The organism is Azorhizobium doebereinerae UFLA1-100, from assembly GCF_000473085.1.
Classification (GTDB): Bacteria; Pseudomonadota; Alphaproteobacteria; order Rhizobiales; family Xanthobacteraceae; genus Azorhizobium; species Azorhizobium doebereinerae.
The window spans coordinates 437748-453282 of record NZ_AXBA01000001.1 but is presented as its reverse complement, the minus strand read 5'-3'; the positions used below and the strand labels follow the sequence as shown (position 1 = coordinate 453282).

The window sequence follows — 15535 nt, the reverse complement described above, 5'->3', positions numbered from 1 at the left end:
CTCTGATCAGCCCGCAGGGCGGCGGAACCTGCAAAGGGTGGCTGAGCGGCCGGTTATCGATGCCCCCACGTACCGATCACGCACCGATGCGGGAGAGTTGAGGAATATTCTGAGCAATATAGCCCTTCCCGGCGGCATCCGGATGCCATGCCCTACCAAATCGGTACCCGGCTCATCTCCGGTGTTGCCATTTCGGATCTGAAATCTCTCTCGGAGAGTGCTAAAGTGTGCCAGTTCACGGTGTAACGAAACCGATTTGTGGATCAGCCGGGCCAACCGACGACACCAGATCGCGGGGGAGAGCGTGGGCGAAGTTTCGGAGAGCCGCAAGAGTGAAGGCGTGTCGCCGGATGTCGGCGGCACGCGTTCGGGCCTTGGCTCCTGCGAGGTCTATCTGCTCTGCCGGGAGTATGCGCGCATCCGCAGCATGAGCGCGGAGGACCGCGCCGCGCTCAGAGCCCTCGTCGCCGCCGTGAGGGACTGCGCCCGGCCGAAGCGGCTCTGACCGCCCTCCGGGCGCCGCCCGGCGGGCCTGCTCGCTTGGATCATCCGGCGAGCGCTTCCAGCTTCGCCGCCAGGGCTTTCGGAATGCTTACGCCCTCGCGCGCCGTGCGCACCCGCGCCGCCGCCCGGCGCATGCCCGGCAGGCGGGCGCCCTCCTGGCCGGTGATGGCGGCGAACAGATGGGCGAGCCGCGCGCCCGCCTCCGGCCCTGCCAGCGGACCCGGATCGATGGCGATGAAGAACTGGCCGGTGCGCGGCGAGCCGCCCGCATTGTCGGCGAAGGAGGAGGCGTCGATGGAGAGGTTGGCGCCGGTGAGCCAGGCGGCGAACATCTCCACGATCAGCGCCATGCCGGCGCCCTTGTGGCCGCCGGACGGCACCATGGTTCCGCCCGCCAGCGCCGCCTTGGGATCGGTGGTGGGAGCGCCGTCCTTGTCCAGCGCCCAGCCCAGCGGAATGGCCTCGCCGCGCTGGTCGTGCACCACGATCTCGCTCTTGGCAATGACGCTGGACGACTGGTCCAGCACCAGCGGGTCCGCGCCCGCCTGGGGTACGGCGAAGGCGATGGGGTTGGTGCCGAATACCGGCTTCGTGCCGCCCATCGGGGCGATGGAGGCCGGGGCGTTGACGAAGCCGAGCGCCATCAGGCCGGCCTTGGCGATGCGCTCCACATGGTAGCCGACGACGCCGCAATTGTACGAGTTCGTCACCGCCAGCGCCGCGATGCCTTGCGTGCGCGCCGCCTCGAATAGGGCCGGCAGGCCGATGTCGATGGCCGGATGGGCGAAGCCGTCCGCCGCGTCCACCCGCACCAGGCCGGGACGGGGCCGGGTGAGCGTGGGCAACGCCTTGCCGTCGATCTTGCCCACGCTGGCGTGGGCGCAATAGGTGGGCAGGCGGGCGAGGCCGTGGCTGTGCACGCCCTCCGCCTCCGCCGCCACCACGGATGCGGTGACGGAATGTGCATTGTCGAGGCTGAGCCCGCTCGCCACCAGCGCGGCGAAGGTGAGGTCCTCCACCTGCTGGAGCGAGAGGGTGACCATGGGGACAGGAGACGGCGCGCTCATGCCGCCACCCCGGTCTTCGCGGGGGCCGCCTTCGCTCCGGTTCTGGCCGAGCCAGCCTTGCCGCAATTCACCTTGGTGCTGGCGGCGGCCGCAAGCTCCGGCGCGCCATAGAGCGTGCGGGCCGCCTCCGGCGTCACCAGGCCTTCGGCGAGATCGTCCGCCAGCTTGGCGCGGTCACGCTCCCGCGGGTCGCCATAGCCGCCGCCGCCGGAGGTGGCGATGGTGACGAGATCGCCCGCCGCCAGCGGGATGCCGGAAACCTTGGAATTGAGGCTTTCCGTGCGGCCGTCCTTATGGGTCACGGTGGTGCTGGAGAGCGAGCCGGGGAGGCCGCCCTTGATGCCGTAGGGCGGGAAGCGGAAGCGCTCGAAATTGGTCGAAAGCGAGCCTTCCCCCGCCTCCAGGCGGAACTCGCGCACCAGCCCGAGGCCGCCGCGGTGGGCGCCCGCGCCGCCACTGTCCGGCAGCAGGCCGTAGCGGGTGAACAGCACCGGATACTTGGCCTCCACCATCTCGATGGGGGCGTTGGTGTTGTTGTGCAGCCCGCAGGACAGGGCGCTGGCGCCATCGCCGCCCGCATGGCCGCCCCAGCCGCCGACCTCGATGTCGAAATAGACCTGCCGCCGCGCGTTCGGACGCACGATGGACAGGGCATAGACATAGGAGATGGCGTAATAGGCCGCCGGAATCCGCTCCGGCATGATTTGCGCCAGCGCGCCGAATACGCAGGTGGCGATGCGGTGGTTCACCACCATGCGGCCGGCCACGGGCGCGGGGAATTGCGCATTCACCACGCTGCCCTTGGGCAGGTTCACGCGCACCGGCCGGTAGCAGCCGGAATTGGCCGGGATGTCGGAGCCGAGCGCCGCCAGCAGCGCATAATAGACCGCCGAGCAGGTCATGGCCGGGGTATTGTTCACCGGCCCGCGCACCTGCGGGCTGGAGCCGGCGAAATCGAGCGAGATGGTGTCGCCCACCTTGGTGATCGCGATCTCAAGACGGATGGGCGTCTCGGACTGGCCGTCGTCGTCCACCGTCTCCACGAAGGAGGCGGTGCCGTCCGGCAGCGCCGCGATGGCCGCGCGCATCATGCGCTCGGAGCCGTCGAGGATGGCGGACATGGCGGCGGCGAGGTTGGCGTTGCCGTACTTCTTCGCGATCCGTGACACCGCCCGCGCGCCGATGCCCAGCGCCGCGATCTGGGCGTTGAGGTCGCCCCGCGTCTCGTCCGGCTGGCGCACGTTGTAGAGCAGCATCTCGAACACGCCGGCGTTCAGCGTGCCCTGGTCCACGAGGCGCAGCGGCGGGATGCGGATACCCTCGTGGAACACTTCAGTCGCGGCGGCATAATAGGAGCCGGCGGCGCCGCCGCCCACGTCCACATGGTGGCAGAGGGTGCCGACGATACCGACCCGCTCGCCGTCCACGAACACCGGGCGGAAGGTCTGGATGTCGGGCAGATGCTGACCGCCGGCATAGGGGTCGTTGGTCACGATCACGTCGCCGTCGTTCCAGCTGTCCAGCGGGATGTACTGCTCCAGGATGGTCTTGAGGCAGTCCGACATGGAGTTGAGATGCACCGGGATGCGCGCGGACTGGGCGATGTTGCGCCCCTGCGCATCAAACACGGCGGTGGAGAAATCGAGGATCTCGCGCACCACCGTGGAGCGGCTGGTGCGCCAGATGGTGATGCTCATTTCCTCGGCGGCAGCGACCAGGGCATTGCGGATCACTTCCAGGCGGACAGGATCGATGGGGCTCATGACGGTGGCTCCTTGCGGGCTCAGTGGGTGGCCGCGCGTTCGGCGATCAGGGCGCCGGAGGCGTGGGAGCGGATGGTCCAGCCGGCCGGCAGATAGGTGGCGGTGTAGGTTTCCTCGATGACGGCCGGGCCGGGCACGCTGGCCCCCGTCACCGCCGCGCGCGGCCACACCTTGGTGTCGACGAAGCCGCCCCGCCCATAGACGGGCCGGGTCGCGGGCGCGCCCGCCACAGCCGTGCCGGAGGGCGCCGGGGTGGGCTTGGCGAGGCGGCCGATGGCGGTGAGGCGCAGCGCCACCACCTCCACGGGCACGCTCGGCTCGTCATAGGAGAAGCGCTGCTTGTGCAGGGCATGGAAGGCGTCGGTCGCCGCCGCCACGCCCTTCGGCGACAGGTCCACCGTGGCCAGCGGCACGCGCAGGTCGAAGGCCTGGCCCGCATAGCGCAGGTCCACCGCCCATTCGAAGGCGCAGTTCTCTGGCCGCACGCCATCCTCGGCGAGCAGGCGGTTGGCCTCGGCGGCGAGGTTCTGCGCCTTCTGCGCCAGGGCCGGCGCCAGTTCGCTGAACAGGCCGATCTGGGTGGCCGACAGGTCGTGGGTGATGTCCGACCACAGGATGCCCCAGGCGGAGAGCGTGGAGGCGTGGGCCGGGAAGATCACCTTGCGCATGCCCAGTTCCTCGGCCACCTCGCAGGCATGCACGCCGCCGGCGCCGCCGAAGGAGAGCAAAGCGAAATCCTCCGGGTCCATGCCCTTCTCGAACAAAGAGAGGCGGATGGCGGTGGCGAGGCTCGAATTGGTGACGGCGATGACGCCCGCCGCCGTCGCCTCAGGCGACAGGGACAGCTTGCCAGCCACGTCTTCCGCCGCCTTCGCCGCCGCTGCGCGGTCCAGGCCCATCTTGCCGCCCATGAAGCTGGAGCCGTCGAGGCGGCCCAGCAGCAGGTTGGCGTCGGTGACGGTGAGCCGCTCGCCGCTGCGCCCGTAGCAGGCCGGTCCGGGCTCGGCGCCGGCGCTGTGCGGGCCAATGCGCAGGCGCCCGCCGTCGTCCACCCAGGCGATGGAGCCGCCGCCGGCGCCGATGGTGCGCATCTCGATCATCGGCAGGCGCACCGGCAGGCCGTCCACCTCGCCCTCATTGACCATGGAGACCGCGCCGTCATGCACCACGGAGACGTCGAAGGAGGTGCCGCCCATATCCACGGCGACGAGGTTCGGCTCGTCCAGCTCGGCGGAGAGCCGCTTGGCGGCGGCAGCGCCGCCCGAGGGGCCGGAGAGCAGCAGGCGGGCGGGTTCGCGCCCGGCCTTGGCGAGGCCCGAGACGCCGCCGTTGGACTGCACCAGATAGACCTGGGTCTGCGGCACCTCCTCCTTCAGCTTGCCGGCGAGGCGGTCCGTATAGGTCTGCACCACCGGCACCAGCAGCGCGTTCAGCACCGTGGTGGACATGCGCTCGTATTCGCGCAGCTCCGGCGAGATGTCGCTGGAGAGTGACACGGCGACGCCGGGCAGAAGCTCGCGCAGAATCTCGCCGGCGCGGCGTTCATGGGCCGGATTGGCGTAGGCGTGCAGGAAGCACACCGCCACCGACTTGACGTTCGCCTCGCGCAGCTTGCCGGCCAGGAAGGCCACCTGCCGGTCGTCCATGGGAGTGACGATGCGCCCGTCCGCGCCCATGCGCTCGGGCACGCCGAAGCACAGGCGGCGCTTTACCAGCGGCGCCTGGGGCGAGGCGGTGATGGCATAGACGTCGGTGCGGCCGTGGCGGCCGATCTGCATCACGTCCTCGAAGCCGGCGGTGGTCACCACGGCGCCCAAGGGCAGCTTGCGCTCCAGCACGGCATTGGTGGCGATGGTGGTGCCGTGCAGCAGGTATTGCACCTGATCCAGCGAGAAGCCGAAGCGTGCGCTGGCCTCGCGGATGCCGGTCAGGAGGCCGATGGACGGATCGGACGGCGTGCTCGGGGTCTTCATCTGGTGGATCTCGCCGGTGGCGGCATCCAGGATCTCGATGTCCGTGAAGGTGCCGCCGATATCGACGGCGATGCGGATGGGCGCTGCGGAGGTCATGATGGGTCTCAACGTCCGGGGATCAGAGAAGGCCTTCGGCGGCGAGGCCGTCCACGAGGCCGCGGAAGGCGGTGCGGATCAGCGCGTATTGCGCGCCGACCACGGTGATGTCGGCGCCGTGCGCCTTGCCGAAGGCGCGCTCCGGCGCGGTCCAGGCGGGCAGCACCCAGGGCTTGCCGGCGGCCTTGGCGGCCGCGCCGATGCGGGCGATGTCCTTCTGGTCGCTCTCGCTGAAGGTGTAGCGGGGATTGCCCGCCGCCATGGACAGGTCGGTGGGGCCGGCGAACAGGCCGTCCACCGTGGGCAGCGCGGCGATGGCTTCCACCTCGTTCAGCGCCTCGCGGCTCTCGATCATCGGCCAGCACTTGGTGCGGGCGTTCTGGTCGGCACTGAAGCTGTCGCCCACGGGGCCGTAGCCCATGGTGCGGCCGCCCGCATAGGAGCGCACGCCGAGCGGGGGATATTTGGTGGCGGCGGTCACCTGCTTGGCGTGCGCCAGGGTGCCGATGTGCGGGATGATGATGGCGTCGGCGCCGAAATCCAGCGCCTGTTGGATCGGTTCGGTCAGCGGGCCGAGCACCTTGGCATACACCTTGATGCCGAGCGCCCGGCAGAACGGGATGACGCGGTCGAGATCGTCGAGATTGAAGGTGCCGTGCTCGACGTCGAGCACCACCGCCGTGAAGCCGGCGTCGCGGGCGATCTCGATGTGCGGGAAGGACGGCGAGGAGAGCCAGAAGGCGAACTGGGCCATGGACGCAGTCATGTGGGAACTCCGGGCGAGGGGTGAGCTTCCCCGTTCCCGCGCGGGGGCGCGGGTCGGGCAAGGCGGTCGTGGCAAAGGGCAGACGGGGCGGCGTCAGCCGCGGGCAGAGGGGCCGTGCGGTCCGGCTGGGATCATGCGGCTCCCTTCGGTCCGGTCATTTCACGAAGGTCGGTCATTTGACGAACGTCGGTCATTTGACGAACGTCTTGGCGAGGCCGGCGGTGCGGTCCACGATCACCACCACGGCGAGGGTGAGGAACACCAGCAGCACGGAGAGCGCGGCTACCATGGGGTCGGCCTGCTGCTCCACATGGTGATACATGGCCACCGGCAGCGTGGAGATGCGCGGGCCGGTCATGAACAGCGACAGCACCACCTCGTCGAACGAGACCAGGAAGCAGAGCGCGGCGGTGGACACCATGCCCGAGCGCATCATCGGCAGCGTCACCCGGAAGAACACGGTGAGCGGCGGCGCACCGAGGGTGGAGGCGGCTTCCTCCACCGGGATCGGCAAGGTGGCGAGCGCGGTGGAGAGCACCCGCACCGCATAGGGCAAAGTGACGATGAGATGCGCGGCCACCAGCCCCTGGAAGGTGCCCAGCAGGCCGAGCGGGGCGAACACCAGCAGGATGGCGAGGCCGAGCACGATGGTGGGCAGCAGCAGCGGCGCGGTGAACAGGCTGCCCAGCGCCTCCGCGCCCGGCGGCTTCAGCCGCACCAGCGCATAGGCCGCCGGCAGGCCGATCAGCAGCGACAGCACCGTGACCACCAGCGCCAAAGCGATGCTGACCGAGAAGGCCGCCGTCATCTGCTTGTCGGCGAAGATGGCGCCGTACCACTTCACGCTCCAGCTCGACGGCGGGAAGGCCATGTAGGCATCGCCGCTGAACGAGATGGGCAGCACCACCAGGAGCGGCGCCAGCAGGAAGATGAACATCACCAGCGCGGACGCCTTCAGCGCCGGGGAGATGGGGCGTTCGTCCATGGTCCGGCCTCCGTCAGGCGATGCGGCGCAAGGCGCGGGTGTAGAGGGCGAGCGCGGCGCCGAACAGCACCAGCACGATCATCGACAGCGTCGCCGCCACCGGCCAGTTCAGCGTCACGATGGCCTGGTCGTAGATCTCGGTGGCCAGCAGGAACACGCGGCCGCCGCTCAGCAGCTTCGGCGTGACGAAGGAGGAGATGGCGAGCACGAAGCAGAGCAGGCAGCCGAGCGCCATGCCCGGCGCGGTGAGCGGCACCACCACGCGCCAGAAGGTCTTCCACGGCGTCGCGCCCAGCGTCAGCGCCGCTTCTTCGAAGCGCGGGTCGAGCCGCCCGAAGCCGGAGAGCAACGCCAGGATCATGTAGGGCATCAGGATCTCGGTGAGCCCGATCACCACGCCGGTCAGGTTGAACATCAGCCGCGGCGGGGTGATGCCCAGAAAGAGCAGCGCGTTGGCGATCAGCCCCTGGCTGGAGAGGATGGCGATCCAGCCATAGGTGCGCACCACGGCGGAGGTGAGCAGCGGCGCGATGACCAGCACCAGCAGGATGGTGCGCCACAGCCCGGTGGAGCGGTGCAGGTAGAGGGCGATGGGATAGGAGGCAACGAGCGTCAGCAGGGTGATGAACAGGCTCACCCCGACGCTGTTGGCGATGAGGTCCAGCGTGAAGCTGTCGCTCAGCACGGTTGCCCAGGTGGCGGTCGAGACCGTGTCGATGAGCGCGCCGGTGGCCTGCGTCTCCTTGAACGACATGCGCAGCAGGTTCACCACCGGCCACAGGAAGCCGACGGCGTTCACCAGCGCGATGGGCAGGAGCAGCAGCATGACCACGCCGGTCGGGCCGATGCGCCGCGCGCTGCGGGCGGGGAGGGCGATGGCGCTCATGACGCGGTGTAGACGAAGGTGTCCTGGGGCCGCCAGGACAGGGTGACCGGGGTGCCGGGCGCGTGCACGGTCTCGCCGCCGCGCGTCGCCGCCTCGGTCTTCATCAGCACGCCGCCGGCCTCCACCTCATATTCGAGGATGTCGCCGGCGAAGGTGGCGCGGGCGACCGTGCCGGAGAGCTGGTGGAGGTCGCCGCCCGCCGGCGCGGCGCCGGCGGAAAGGACGATGCGATGCGGGCGCACCATCACTTCCACCGGGCCGGTGAAGCCGGGAGCGGCGACCTTCACGCCGGCCGCCTCGGCGATCCCCCCCGAGGCGGTGCCGGCCAGGCGGTTGATGCGGCCGACGAAGCCCGCCACGAAGGCGGTCTTGGGATGCTCGTAGATCTCCAGTGGGGTGCCCACCTGCTCCAGCCGGCCGTGGTTCATCACCACCACCTTGTCGCAGATGGTCAGGGCTTCCATCTGGTCGTGGGTCACGAAGATGGCGGTGATGCCGAGCCGCTTCTGGATGTCGCGGATCTCGTTGCGCATCTCGTCGCGCAGCTTGGCGTCGAGGTTCGACAACGGCTCGTCCAGCAGCAGGATGGAGGGCCGCACCACCAAGGCGCGGGCCAGCGCCACGCGCTGCTGCTGGCCGCCGGACAGCTCGGACGGGCGGTGATGCTCCTTGCCGGTGAGGCGCACCATGGCGATGGCCTCGCGCACGCGGGCCGCGGCGTCGGCCTTGGCGACCTTGCGCATCTCCAGACCGAAGGCGACGTTCCTCGCCACGTCCATGTGCGGGAACAGGGCATAGGACTGGAACACCAGCCCCATGTCGCGGCGATAGGGCGGCACCTCGGTGATCTCGCGCCCGTTCACCACGATGTGGCCGGACGAGGAGGGCACGAGGCCGGCGATCATCCGCAGCGAGGTGGTCTTGCCGCAGCCGGACGGGCCGAGGAAGGCGACGAGCTCGCCCTTGGCCACGTCGAGATTGAAATCGTCCACGGCCACGAACGGGCCGTAGCGGCGGGTGAGGCCGCGCAGGGAGAGGAAACCCTCCCCCTGCTTCAGGCCCGCCATCTCGTCGGGTGCGGTGCGGATCATGCCCGGTCCGCCTTCAGCGGCTCGCCGGGACGACGCGGCGGCGCCACTGCTCGCCGATGGCGTCGCGCACCTTGGCGAGCGCGATCCAGTCCACCGGGATCACCTTGTCCATGAACTTCACCGCCGTGCGGTCCAGCGCGTCCTGGGAGATCGGCGCCTTGGCATTGGTGGGAGCGTAGAACATGCTCTCGGTGAAGGCCTTCTGCGCCTCCGGACCGAGGGCGTAGTTGACGAAGGTCTTGGCCGCGTCGCCGCCGGGGCCGTTGGCGATGAGGTTGATGGTGTTGATCTGGAACACCGTGCCTTCCTGCGGGATGGTGGCCTTGAGCTTGCCGCCGGAGGTCTGGTTGTTGACCTGGGCGCGGGCGTTCCAGCCGGCGCCGACCGAGGCCTGGCCGGTGACGATGGGCGCGTAGACTTCCGGCTTGGGTTCCCAGGTCTGGATGTTCGGGGCGATCTCCACCATGGCGGCGATGCCCTTGCTCACGTCCTTCAGATAGTCGGTGCCGCCGTTGGCCTTGTTGAGGATGATGACCAGCGACAGGCCTTGGATGTCGGGCATGCCGGGGATCACCACCTTGCCCTGGTAGGTCTTGTCGGCCATGGCCATCCAGGACTTCGGCGCCTCTTTCACGGCGTCGGAATTGTACAGCATGACGAGGTTGTCGAAGGTCACGGCCACGCCCGCCACGTCCGGGATGCGGGCGGTGGGATAGAGGTCCTTGACGTTCGGGGCGTTGGCCTCGTCGATCTTGGTGAACAGGCTCTCGTCGGTGCCGGCCTTGGAGACCGACACGTCCATGATGACCACGTCCGCCTGCGGCGCGGCCTTCTGGGCGCGCAGGTTGCCGAGCATGGCGGCGGAGCTGTTCACCGGGAAATAGGTGACCTTGATGTCCGGGTGGGCCTTCATGAAGGGCTCCACCACCGCCTTGGTGTAGCGCTCCTGGAACAGGCCTGAATAGGCCATGAGGGTGACGGTGCTCTCGGCCGCCGCCGCCTGGGTCAGCAGGCCGAGTGCGAGGGCGGCGGCCCCGAGCTTCACGGTATTGCGCTTCACGGCACCGAACTTCAGTTCATGCGTCATCTGGTTCCCCTCTGGAAAGGTTGGCCGGGCCGGTGGTCCGGCCTCGGTCGCGGTGACGTTGGGCGCTAAAAATCAGGGCGCGAGCTTGGCTTCCACCAGCGCGCGGGCGCCGGTGATGTCCGGCAGCTTCTCGCCGGCGGCGAGGCGGGCCAGCAGCTTGATCTCGTTCTCCTGCATCTGGATGGCGCGGGCGGCGACGGCGGGGGCGTGGGCGGGCTTGAGCACCACCACGCCGCTCTCGTCACACAGCACGGCGTCGCCCGGCTCGATGGTCTGGCCGCCGACGCTCACCGGCACGTTCATCGCGCCTTCGAGGCCGAGCAGCTTGGTGGTGATGGGCGAGGGGCCCCGGCACCACATGGGCATGTCCACCTTCACGATTTCGGAGAAATCGGTGGCCGGGCCGTCGATCACGCCCGCCTTCACGCCGGCGCTCTTCATGGCGTTGGTGATGACGCCGCCCCAGCAGGCGTGCTTGTCGTCGCCGCAGCGCTCGATCACCACCACGTCGCCGGGGCGCACATAAGCGGTGAGATAGTGCAGCAGGGTGGAATCCGCGTGCGGGATGCGCAGCGTGACGGCGGTGCCGGCGACGCGCTTGCCGGGCAGGACGGCGCGGATCTCGCGATCCACGAAGCCGGAATGCAGCACATGCCCGATGGTGGCGACCTCGCACTTCTCAAGCTCGGTCACGAGCTCCGGCGAGATCTGGTCGGGCATGGGTTTGACGATGAACATGATTGCGCTTCCGCTCAGCCGAGGACGTGGTGGTTGGCGACCGGCACGTTCGCGCGCGCCTTGTCGGTATAGGCGAAGTCGAGCTTGCCGGTGGTGATGCCGACGCCGTCCGAACACTGGGCGGTGATGTGGCCCCACGGATCGATGACCATGGAATGGCCCCAGCACCACTTCTTGCCGCCGGCATGCGAACCGGTCTGGCCGACCGCGAGGAACCAGGTCTGGGTCTCGATGGCGCGGGCGCGCGCCAGCACTTCCCAGTGGTCCTTGCCGGTCATCAGCGTGAAGGCGGCGGGCAGGACGATCACGTCCGCACCCTTATCGCGCAGCTTGCGGAACAGCTCGGGGAAGCGGATGTCGTAGCAAATGGCGCAGCCGACCGTCTTGCCGCCGAGCTCATAGGTGACCACGTCCTCGCCGCGCGAGACGGTGTCGCTCTCGCGATAGACGGTGCCGCCGGTGATCTCCACGTCGAACAGGTGGATCTTGCGGTAGCGGGCCAGTTCCTCGCCGTCGGGGCCGAACACGACGGTGGTGTTGTAGAAGGAGTTGCCGTCCCGCTCCGCCACGCTGCCGGCGTGGATCGCCACCTTCAGCTTCTTCGCCAGGCCCTTCATTAGCTGGTAGGAGGCACCGTCCGGGAAGGTCTCGGCGGCGTCCTGCGCCTGGGCCGGGGTGTCGCCCATGAAGGCGTAGTATTCCGGCAGGACCACGAGGTCGGGCTTCTCCTCCATCACGGCCTGTTCGATCAGGGCGGCGGCGGTGGCGAGATTTGCCGCCTTGTCACCCTGCGTATTCATCTGGACGAGCGATACCTTCACGTCGGGTCTCCTGCCGTTGGCTTCAGGGAGCAGACCAGACCTATTCACGCCGGACAAACGCGAAATAATTGTCCGCCGTAACAAGAAATGCTTATGACAGCGGCATGGGCGCCGGGTGCCTATTTTGTGTGCGATGCAATGCGGATCTGGTTGCGGCGCGACTTGGGCGACCCCTGGAGGGCAGCCTTCTCCTCCGCCTTGGCGACATCCGCCGCCATGCGGGCGATCAGCGCCGGCAGGGAACTGCCCGGCTCCTCGCGATAGACCGCATGCAGGTGCAACGGCGGCAGGTCGGCCTCCACGTCGAGCCGCATCAGCTCGCCCCGCTCCACCATGTCGCGGGCGACGCCGGTGGGCAGAACGGCAACGCCCATGCCGTCGCGGGCAAGGCGGGTGATGGTGGCGAGCGAATTGGAATTGAGGATGCGCACCAGGTTGAGGTTGGCATCGAGCCCGGCCGCCTCCATCAGGCGCAGCACGTTCTGGTGCGGCTGCGAGCCCTTGGAGAAGGCGAAGATGGGGTTGGCCACGATGTCCATGAGCGACAGCCGGCGGCCGTGCAGCCCAAGGTGCGGTGCAGCGAACCAGTGGCACTGATAGGTGCACAGATCGATGTTGCGGCATTCCGGCGCCAGCACCGGCCCGGCGATCAGCGCCAGATTGAGCTGCCCGTCCAGCAGCAGGCGGGACACATTGAGGCTGTTATCCACCGTCAGGTCGAGATCGACATCCGGATAGGTTGTCTTCACCGCCTCGATCAACTGCGGCAGCCAGGCATAGACGATGGAATCGATGGTGCCGATGGCGATCCGGCCGCGCAGGTGGTGGGCGTCGCTGACGCCGAGCCGCAGCTCCTCGGTCAGGCGGACGATGGTCTCCGCCTGCCCCAGGGCGCGTTCTCCCTGGGGGGTGAGGCTGACGTTGCGCAGGTCGCGCTCGAACAGCCGCACCCCGAGATCGCGCTCCAATGTGGCGATGCGGTTGGAGACGGCGGCCTGGGTGGTGCAGAGCTTCTCCGCCGCGCTGGAAAAGCTGCGCAGGCGGGCGACCCAGACGAAGGTTTCGAGAAAGCGGACGTTCATGGGCGCAAGGCACTCGGGACAGGCTCGCGGCGGCAAGCCGAGGCGGGATCATGGGCCGCGCCGCGCCCATCTGCAATGCATGCAATCTGGATACAATCCACCAGCACCGCTGCATCCAAAAAGTGCTGCATGGCCGGGGTTGCGGACTTGAGCCCTCCCGCCGTGCGTGCCATGCAAAAGGCTGGGAATCCGGAGCGGCGGCATGGAGCAGATGGGCGAACGGGCAGGCGCGATCTACCGCGCGCTACGCCGTGCCATCCTGGAGCAGGCCCTGGAGCCCGGCACCAAGCTGCCGGAGGATACCATCGGCGAGCAGTTCGGCGCCAGCCGCACCGTGGTGCGCCGGGCGCTGGAGCAACTCTCCAGCGAGGAATTGGTGGACATCCGGCCCAATCGCGGCGCGGCGGTGGCCAAGCCCACGCCGGCGGAAGCCCGCGACCTGTTCAGCGTGCGCCAGGACATCGAGCAGCTGGTGGTGCGCCGGGTGTGCGGCAAGCTCACGCCCGAGCACGTGGCACGGCTGGAAGAGCAGATCGCCAATGAGGAGCGCGCCCAGCAGGAGGGGCGGCAGGACTACATCCGCTATGCCGCCGAATTCCATGTGATCCTGGCGGAGATGACCGGCAGCCCGCTGCTCCACCGCTACATGCGCCTGCTGGTGGGGCGCAGCGCCCTGGTGCTCGGCCTCTACGGTCGGCCGCAATGGTCCAACTGCTCGGTGCACGAGCACCGCGACCTGCTGCGCGCCCTGGTGGAAGGTGATCTGGAGCGGGTGAGCGGCATGATGCACACCCACCTCGACGCGGTTCTGTCCCGCGCCCTCGTCACCGTCTCGGAGGATGGCGAGCGCGGCATCCGCGAGATCCTCGCCCCCTACGCCCAGGTGTCCGCCGAGGCCTGAGCCCAGCCGCGTCAACCGCGCCGGGAGGCGGGCGGCACGCGCACATCCGGCGGGCGGCGATCCTTCATGGCGGCCGCGTCGTCATATTCTGCGTCATTCTCGGCCAAGGGGGCTTTCAGCGGCGGGCGGGATGGGCTCGGCCGGTCGTGCAGCACCGCGTCCACATTGGCGGGATCGACGACGAGCGGGTTCTGGTCGAGCGTGCGGGGATCGCGGGTCATGGGGCCTCCTGGCAGGCATCCGTCTTGCGCCTCTGCTGGGATAACCGACCGCAGTGGCGCTTCGTTCCAGCCCTGCGCCTGGCCTCCCGCCCGGACCGCTTGATCCGCGCGGCAGGGGGCTTAATCTCGTATTATGGATTCAAAGCTCGCCGGACGGCTCGACTTCACCCTTTCCGCGCCCACCCAGCCCACCTTGCCGGCGGGGCATCACCAGCTCGGCCTGTTCGCGGAACGCGACGCGCTGCTGGTGGTGCCGGAGGGCATCGATCCGGCGCGGCCGACGCCGCTGGTGGTGCTGTTCCACGGCGGCGGCGGCAGCGCGCAGAAAATCCTGCCCATGCTGGAGGCCCATGCGCAGCAGAACGGCTTCCTGCTGCTGGTGCCGCAGTCGCTGTATCCCACCTGGGACATCGTCATCGCCGGCAACGGCCCGGACCGCGAGCGGCTGGAGCTTGCGCTGGCGGAGGTGGCCTCGCGCTTCACCATCGACCCCGGCCACATCGCCTTCGCCGGCCATTCGGACGGCGGCAGCTATGCCCTCTCGCTGGGGCTGACCAACGGGCAGTTCGTCACCCATTTGATCATTTCTTCCGCCGGCTTCATGTCGGTGCAGCATCAGGAGGGGGCGCCGCGGGTGTTCATCTCGCACGGCATCAATGACGAGCAGATCCCGATCGGGCGCAGCGGACGCGCCCATTCCGACCTGCTGAAGCGGGCGGGCTATGACGTGACCTATGTGGAATACAACGGCCCGCACGCCTACCAGCCGCCGGTGGTGGCGCTGGCGGTGAATTTCTTCCTGGAGGATCTCTACGCCCCGCAGGGCGCCTGAGCGGCACGGGCGCCGCGGCGCCCGTGCCTTGGCCGAGGATGGCGGGTCGGGCTCAGCCGACGAGGGCGGCGTCGAGCGTGATCTCGGCCTTGAGCAGCTTGGACACCGGGCAGCCGGCCTTGGCCTTGCCGGCCAGTTCCTGGAAGGCGGCGTCGTCCGTGCCGGGCACGGTGGCCCGCAGCGTGAGATGCACGGCGGTGATGGCGAAGCCGTCCGCCTGCTTCTCCAGCGTCACCTCGGCGGTGGTCTCCATGTGGCTGGCGGTCAGCCCGGCCTCGCCCAGGATGAGCGAGAGCGCCATGGTGAAGCAGCCGGCATGGGCAGCGCCGATCAGCTCTTCCGGATTGGTGCCGGGCTTGCCCTCGAAGCGGCTGGCAAAGCCATAGGGGTAGGCATTGAGCGCGCCGCTCCTGGTGGAGATGGCGCCCTTGCCGTCCTTGATGCCGCCTTCCCAAACCGCCGAGCCTTGGGTCTTCATGGAATGCTCCTGATCTGATGGTCGTGGCCGTGGGCGCAGGCCCCAGGGGCCGGCGCATGCGCGGCCGGGAGACAACGCCGGAGGCGTACATCCGGCCGCATCGCCCCGCCGCCATTCTCCGCCGCAGCCATGGGCCGGCATGCGGCCGTGCGCGATTGCGGACCGATGCGGCCAAACTTAGCACGGAGATGATGACGCTTGCGCTGGCGCAACCCATGGTCGCACGACCGGGGTAGGATTAAAG

At 69.0% G+C, this 15535-nt stretch carries 16 protein-coding genes; 3 read left to right on the top strand and 13 right to left on the bottom strand.

The annotated features are described in order from the left end of the window. The first annotated feature begins 340 nt into the window (after positions 1-340). A complete protein-coding gene (locus tag YU1_RS0101835; RefSeq protein ID WP_210163749.1) occupies positions 341-505 on the top strand; it encodes a hypothetical protein in 165 nt (54 codons plus the stop codon). Between the two features lie 40 nt (positions 506-545). Here the strand turns inward: YU1_RS0101835 and YU1_RS0101830 are convergent, their stop codons facing one another. From YU1_RS0101830 to YU1_RS27435, 11 genes are all read right to left on the bottom strand, one after another. Beyond that, positions 546-1571, bottom strand: coding sequence for an Ldh family oxidoreductase (locus YU1_RS0101830; RefSeq protein ID WP_029002622.1), 1026 nt, complete (start codon positions 1569-1571; stop codon positions 546-548). Then, positions 1568-3334, bottom strand: a complete 1767-nt coding sequence (locus YU1_RS27440; protein ID WP_084539584.1) for a hydantoinase B/oxoprolinase family protein — start codon at positions 3332-3334, stop codon at positions 1568-1570. Before YU1_RS27440 ends, YU1_RS0101830 begins: the two co-directional genes overlap by 4 nt. A 20-nt stretch (positions 3335-3354) precedes the next feature. Continuing rightward, positions 3355-5403: a hydantoinase/oxoprolinase family protein gene (locus tag YU1_RS0101820; protein WP_029002621.1), complete on the bottom strand. Its 2049-nt coding sequence runs from the start codon at positions 5401-5403 to the stop codon at positions 3355-3357. A 22-nt stretch (positions 5404-5425) separates the two neighbouring features. Then, positions 5426-6169, bottom strand: a complete 744-nt coding sequence (locus YU1_RS0101815) for an HpcH/HpaI aldolase family protein (protein ID WP_156921900.1) — start codon at positions 6167-6169, stop codon at positions 5426-5428. Positions 6170-6359: 190 nt separating this feature from the next. Continuing rightward, positions 6360-7154: an ABC transporter permease gene (locus YU1_RS0101810; protein ID WP_029002619.1), complete on the bottom strand. Its 795-nt coding sequence runs from the start codon at positions 7152-7154 to the stop codon at positions 6360-6362. A gap of 13 nt (positions 7155-7167) precedes the next feature. Further along, positions 7168-8040, bottom strand: coding sequence for an ABC transporter permease (locus YU1_RS0101805; protein WP_029002618.1), 873 nt, complete (start codon positions 8038-8040; stop codon positions 7168-7170). Further along, positions 8037-9131, bottom strand: coding sequence for an ABC transporter ATP-binding protein (locus YU1_RS0101800; protein ID WP_245263200.1), 1095 nt, complete (start codon positions 9129-9131; stop codon positions 8037-8039). Before YU1_RS0101800 ends, YU1_RS0101805 begins: the two co-directional genes overlap by 4 nt. 13 nt (positions 9132-9144) lie before the next feature. Next, positions 9145-10218, bottom strand: coding sequence for an ABC transporter substrate-binding protein (locus tag YU1_RS0101795; RefSeq protein WP_035713209.1), 1074 nt, complete (start codon positions 10216-10218; stop codon positions 9145-9147). A gap of 72 nt (positions 10219-10290) precedes the next feature. Next, positions 10291-10956 (bottom strand): RraA family protein, encoded by a 666-nt coding sequence (locus YU1_RS0101790; protein ID WP_029002615.1) that lies wholly within the window; start codon positions 10954-10956, stop codon positions 10291-10293. A gap of 14 nt (positions 10957-10970) precedes the next feature. Continuing rightward, on the bottom strand, positions 10971-11777 hold the full coding sequence (locus YU1_RS0101785; RefSeq protein ID WP_029002614.1) for a carbon-nitrogen hydrolase family protein: 807 nt from the start codon (positions 11775-11777) through the stop codon (positions 10971-10973). Positions 11778-11896: 119 nt separating this feature from the next. Then, positions 11897-12859, bottom strand: coding sequence for a LysR family transcriptional regulator (locus tag YU1_RS27435; protein ID WP_084539583.1), 963 nt, complete (start codon positions 12857-12859; stop codon positions 11897-11899). Between the two features lie 202 nt (positions 12860-13061). On the opposite strand from YU1_RS27435, the gene YU1_RS0101775 reads away from it, so the two are divergent. Next, positions 13062-13760 carry a GntR family transcriptional regulator gene (locus YU1_RS0101775; protein WP_035713207.1) on the top strand — a complete coding sequence of 233 codons (699 nt, stop codon included), beginning with the start codon at positions 13062-13064 and terminating at the stop codon, positions 13758-13760. Positions 13761-13771: 11 nt separating this feature from the next. Here the strand turns inward: YU1_RS0101775 and YU1_RS27430 are convergent, their stop codons facing one another. Beyond that, positions 13772-13981 (bottom strand): hypothetical protein, encoded by a 210-nt coding sequence (locus YU1_RS27430; RefSeq protein ID WP_035713204.1) that lies wholly within the window; start codon positions 13979-13981, stop codon positions 13772-13774. 133 nt (positions 13982-14114) lie between these two features. Here YU1_RS27430 and YU1_RS0101765 point away from each other — a divergent pair, with 133 nt between their 5' ends. Then, positions 14115-14813, top strand: coding sequence for an alpha/beta hydrolase (locus YU1_RS0101765; RefSeq protein WP_035713201.1), 699 nt, complete (start codon positions 14115-14117; stop codon positions 14811-14813). Between the two features lie 52 nt (positions 14814-14865). Here YU1_RS0101765 and YU1_RS0101760 read toward each other — a convergent pair whose 3' ends face one another. Further along, on the bottom strand, positions 14866-15291 hold the full coding sequence (locus YU1_RS0101760) for an OsmC family protein (protein ID WP_029002611.1): 426 nt from the start codon (positions 15289-15291) through the stop codon (positions 14866-14868). Positions 15292-15535: the final 244 nt, after the last annotated feature.

What these genes read in the sequence shown, in the direction of transcription:
- YU1_RS0101820 (WP_029002621.1), bottom strand. Translation starts at nt 5,403, where the DNA reads ATGACCTCCGCAGCGCCCATCCGCATCGCCGTCGATATCGGCGGCACC.
- YU1_RS0101830 (WP_029002622.1), bottom strand. Translation starts at nt 1,571, where the DNA reads ATGAGCGCGCCGTCTCCTGTCCCCATGGTCACCCTCTCGCTCCAGCAG.
- YU1_RS27440 (WP_084539584.1), bottom strand. Translation starts at nt 3,334, where the DNA reads ATGAGCCCCATCGATCCTGTCCGCCTGGAAGTGATCCGCAATGCCCTG.
- YU1_RS0101760 (WP_029002611.1), bottom strand. Translation starts at nt 15,291, where the DNA reads ATGAAGACCCAAGGCTCGGCGGTTTGGGAAGGCGGCATCAAGGACGGC.
- YU1_RS0101795 (WP_035713209.1), bottom strand. Translation starts at nt 10,218, where the DNA reads ATGACGCATGAACTGAAGTTCGGTGCCGTGAAGCGCAATACCGTGAAG.
- YU1_RS0101775 (WP_035713207.1), top strand. Translation starts at nt 13,062, where the DNA reads ATGGAGCAGATGGGCGAACGGGCAGGCGCGATCTACCGCGCGCTACGC.
- YU1_RS0101815 (WP_156921900.1), bottom strand. Translation starts at nt 6,169, where the DNA reads ATGACTGCGTCCATGGCCCAGTTCGCCTTCTGGCTCTCCTCGCCGTCC.
- YU1_RS0101765 (WP_035713201.1), top strand. Translation starts at nt 14,115, where the DNA reads ATGGATTCAAAGCTCGCCGGACGGCTCGACTTCACCCTTTCCGCGCCC.
- YU1_RS0101810 (WP_029002619.1), bottom strand. Translation starts at nt 7,154, where the DNA reads ATGGACGAACGCCCCATCTCCCCGGCGCTGAAGGCGTCCGCGCTGGTG.
- YU1_RS27435 (WP_084539583.1), bottom strand. Translation starts at nt 12,859, where the DNA reads ATGAACGTCCGCTTTCTCGAAACCTTCGTCTGGGTCGCCCGCCTGCGC.
- YU1_RS0101800 (WP_245263200.1), bottom strand. Translation starts at nt 9,131, where the DNA reads ATGATCCGCACCGCACCCGACGAGATGGCGGGCCTGAAGCAGGGGGAG.
- YU1_RS0101805 (WP_029002618.1), bottom strand. Translation starts at nt 8,040, where the DNA reads ATGAGCGCCATCGCCCTCCCCGCCCGCAGCGCGCGGCGCATCGGCCCG.
- YU1_RS27430 (WP_035713204.1), bottom strand. Translation starts at nt 13,981, where the DNA reads ATGACCCGCGATCCCCGCACGCTCGACCAGAACCCGCTCGTCGTCGAT.
- YU1_RS0101790 (WP_029002615.1), bottom strand. Translation starts at nt 10,956, where the DNA reads ATGTTCATCGTCAAACCCATGCCCGACCAGATCTCGCCGGAGCTCGTG.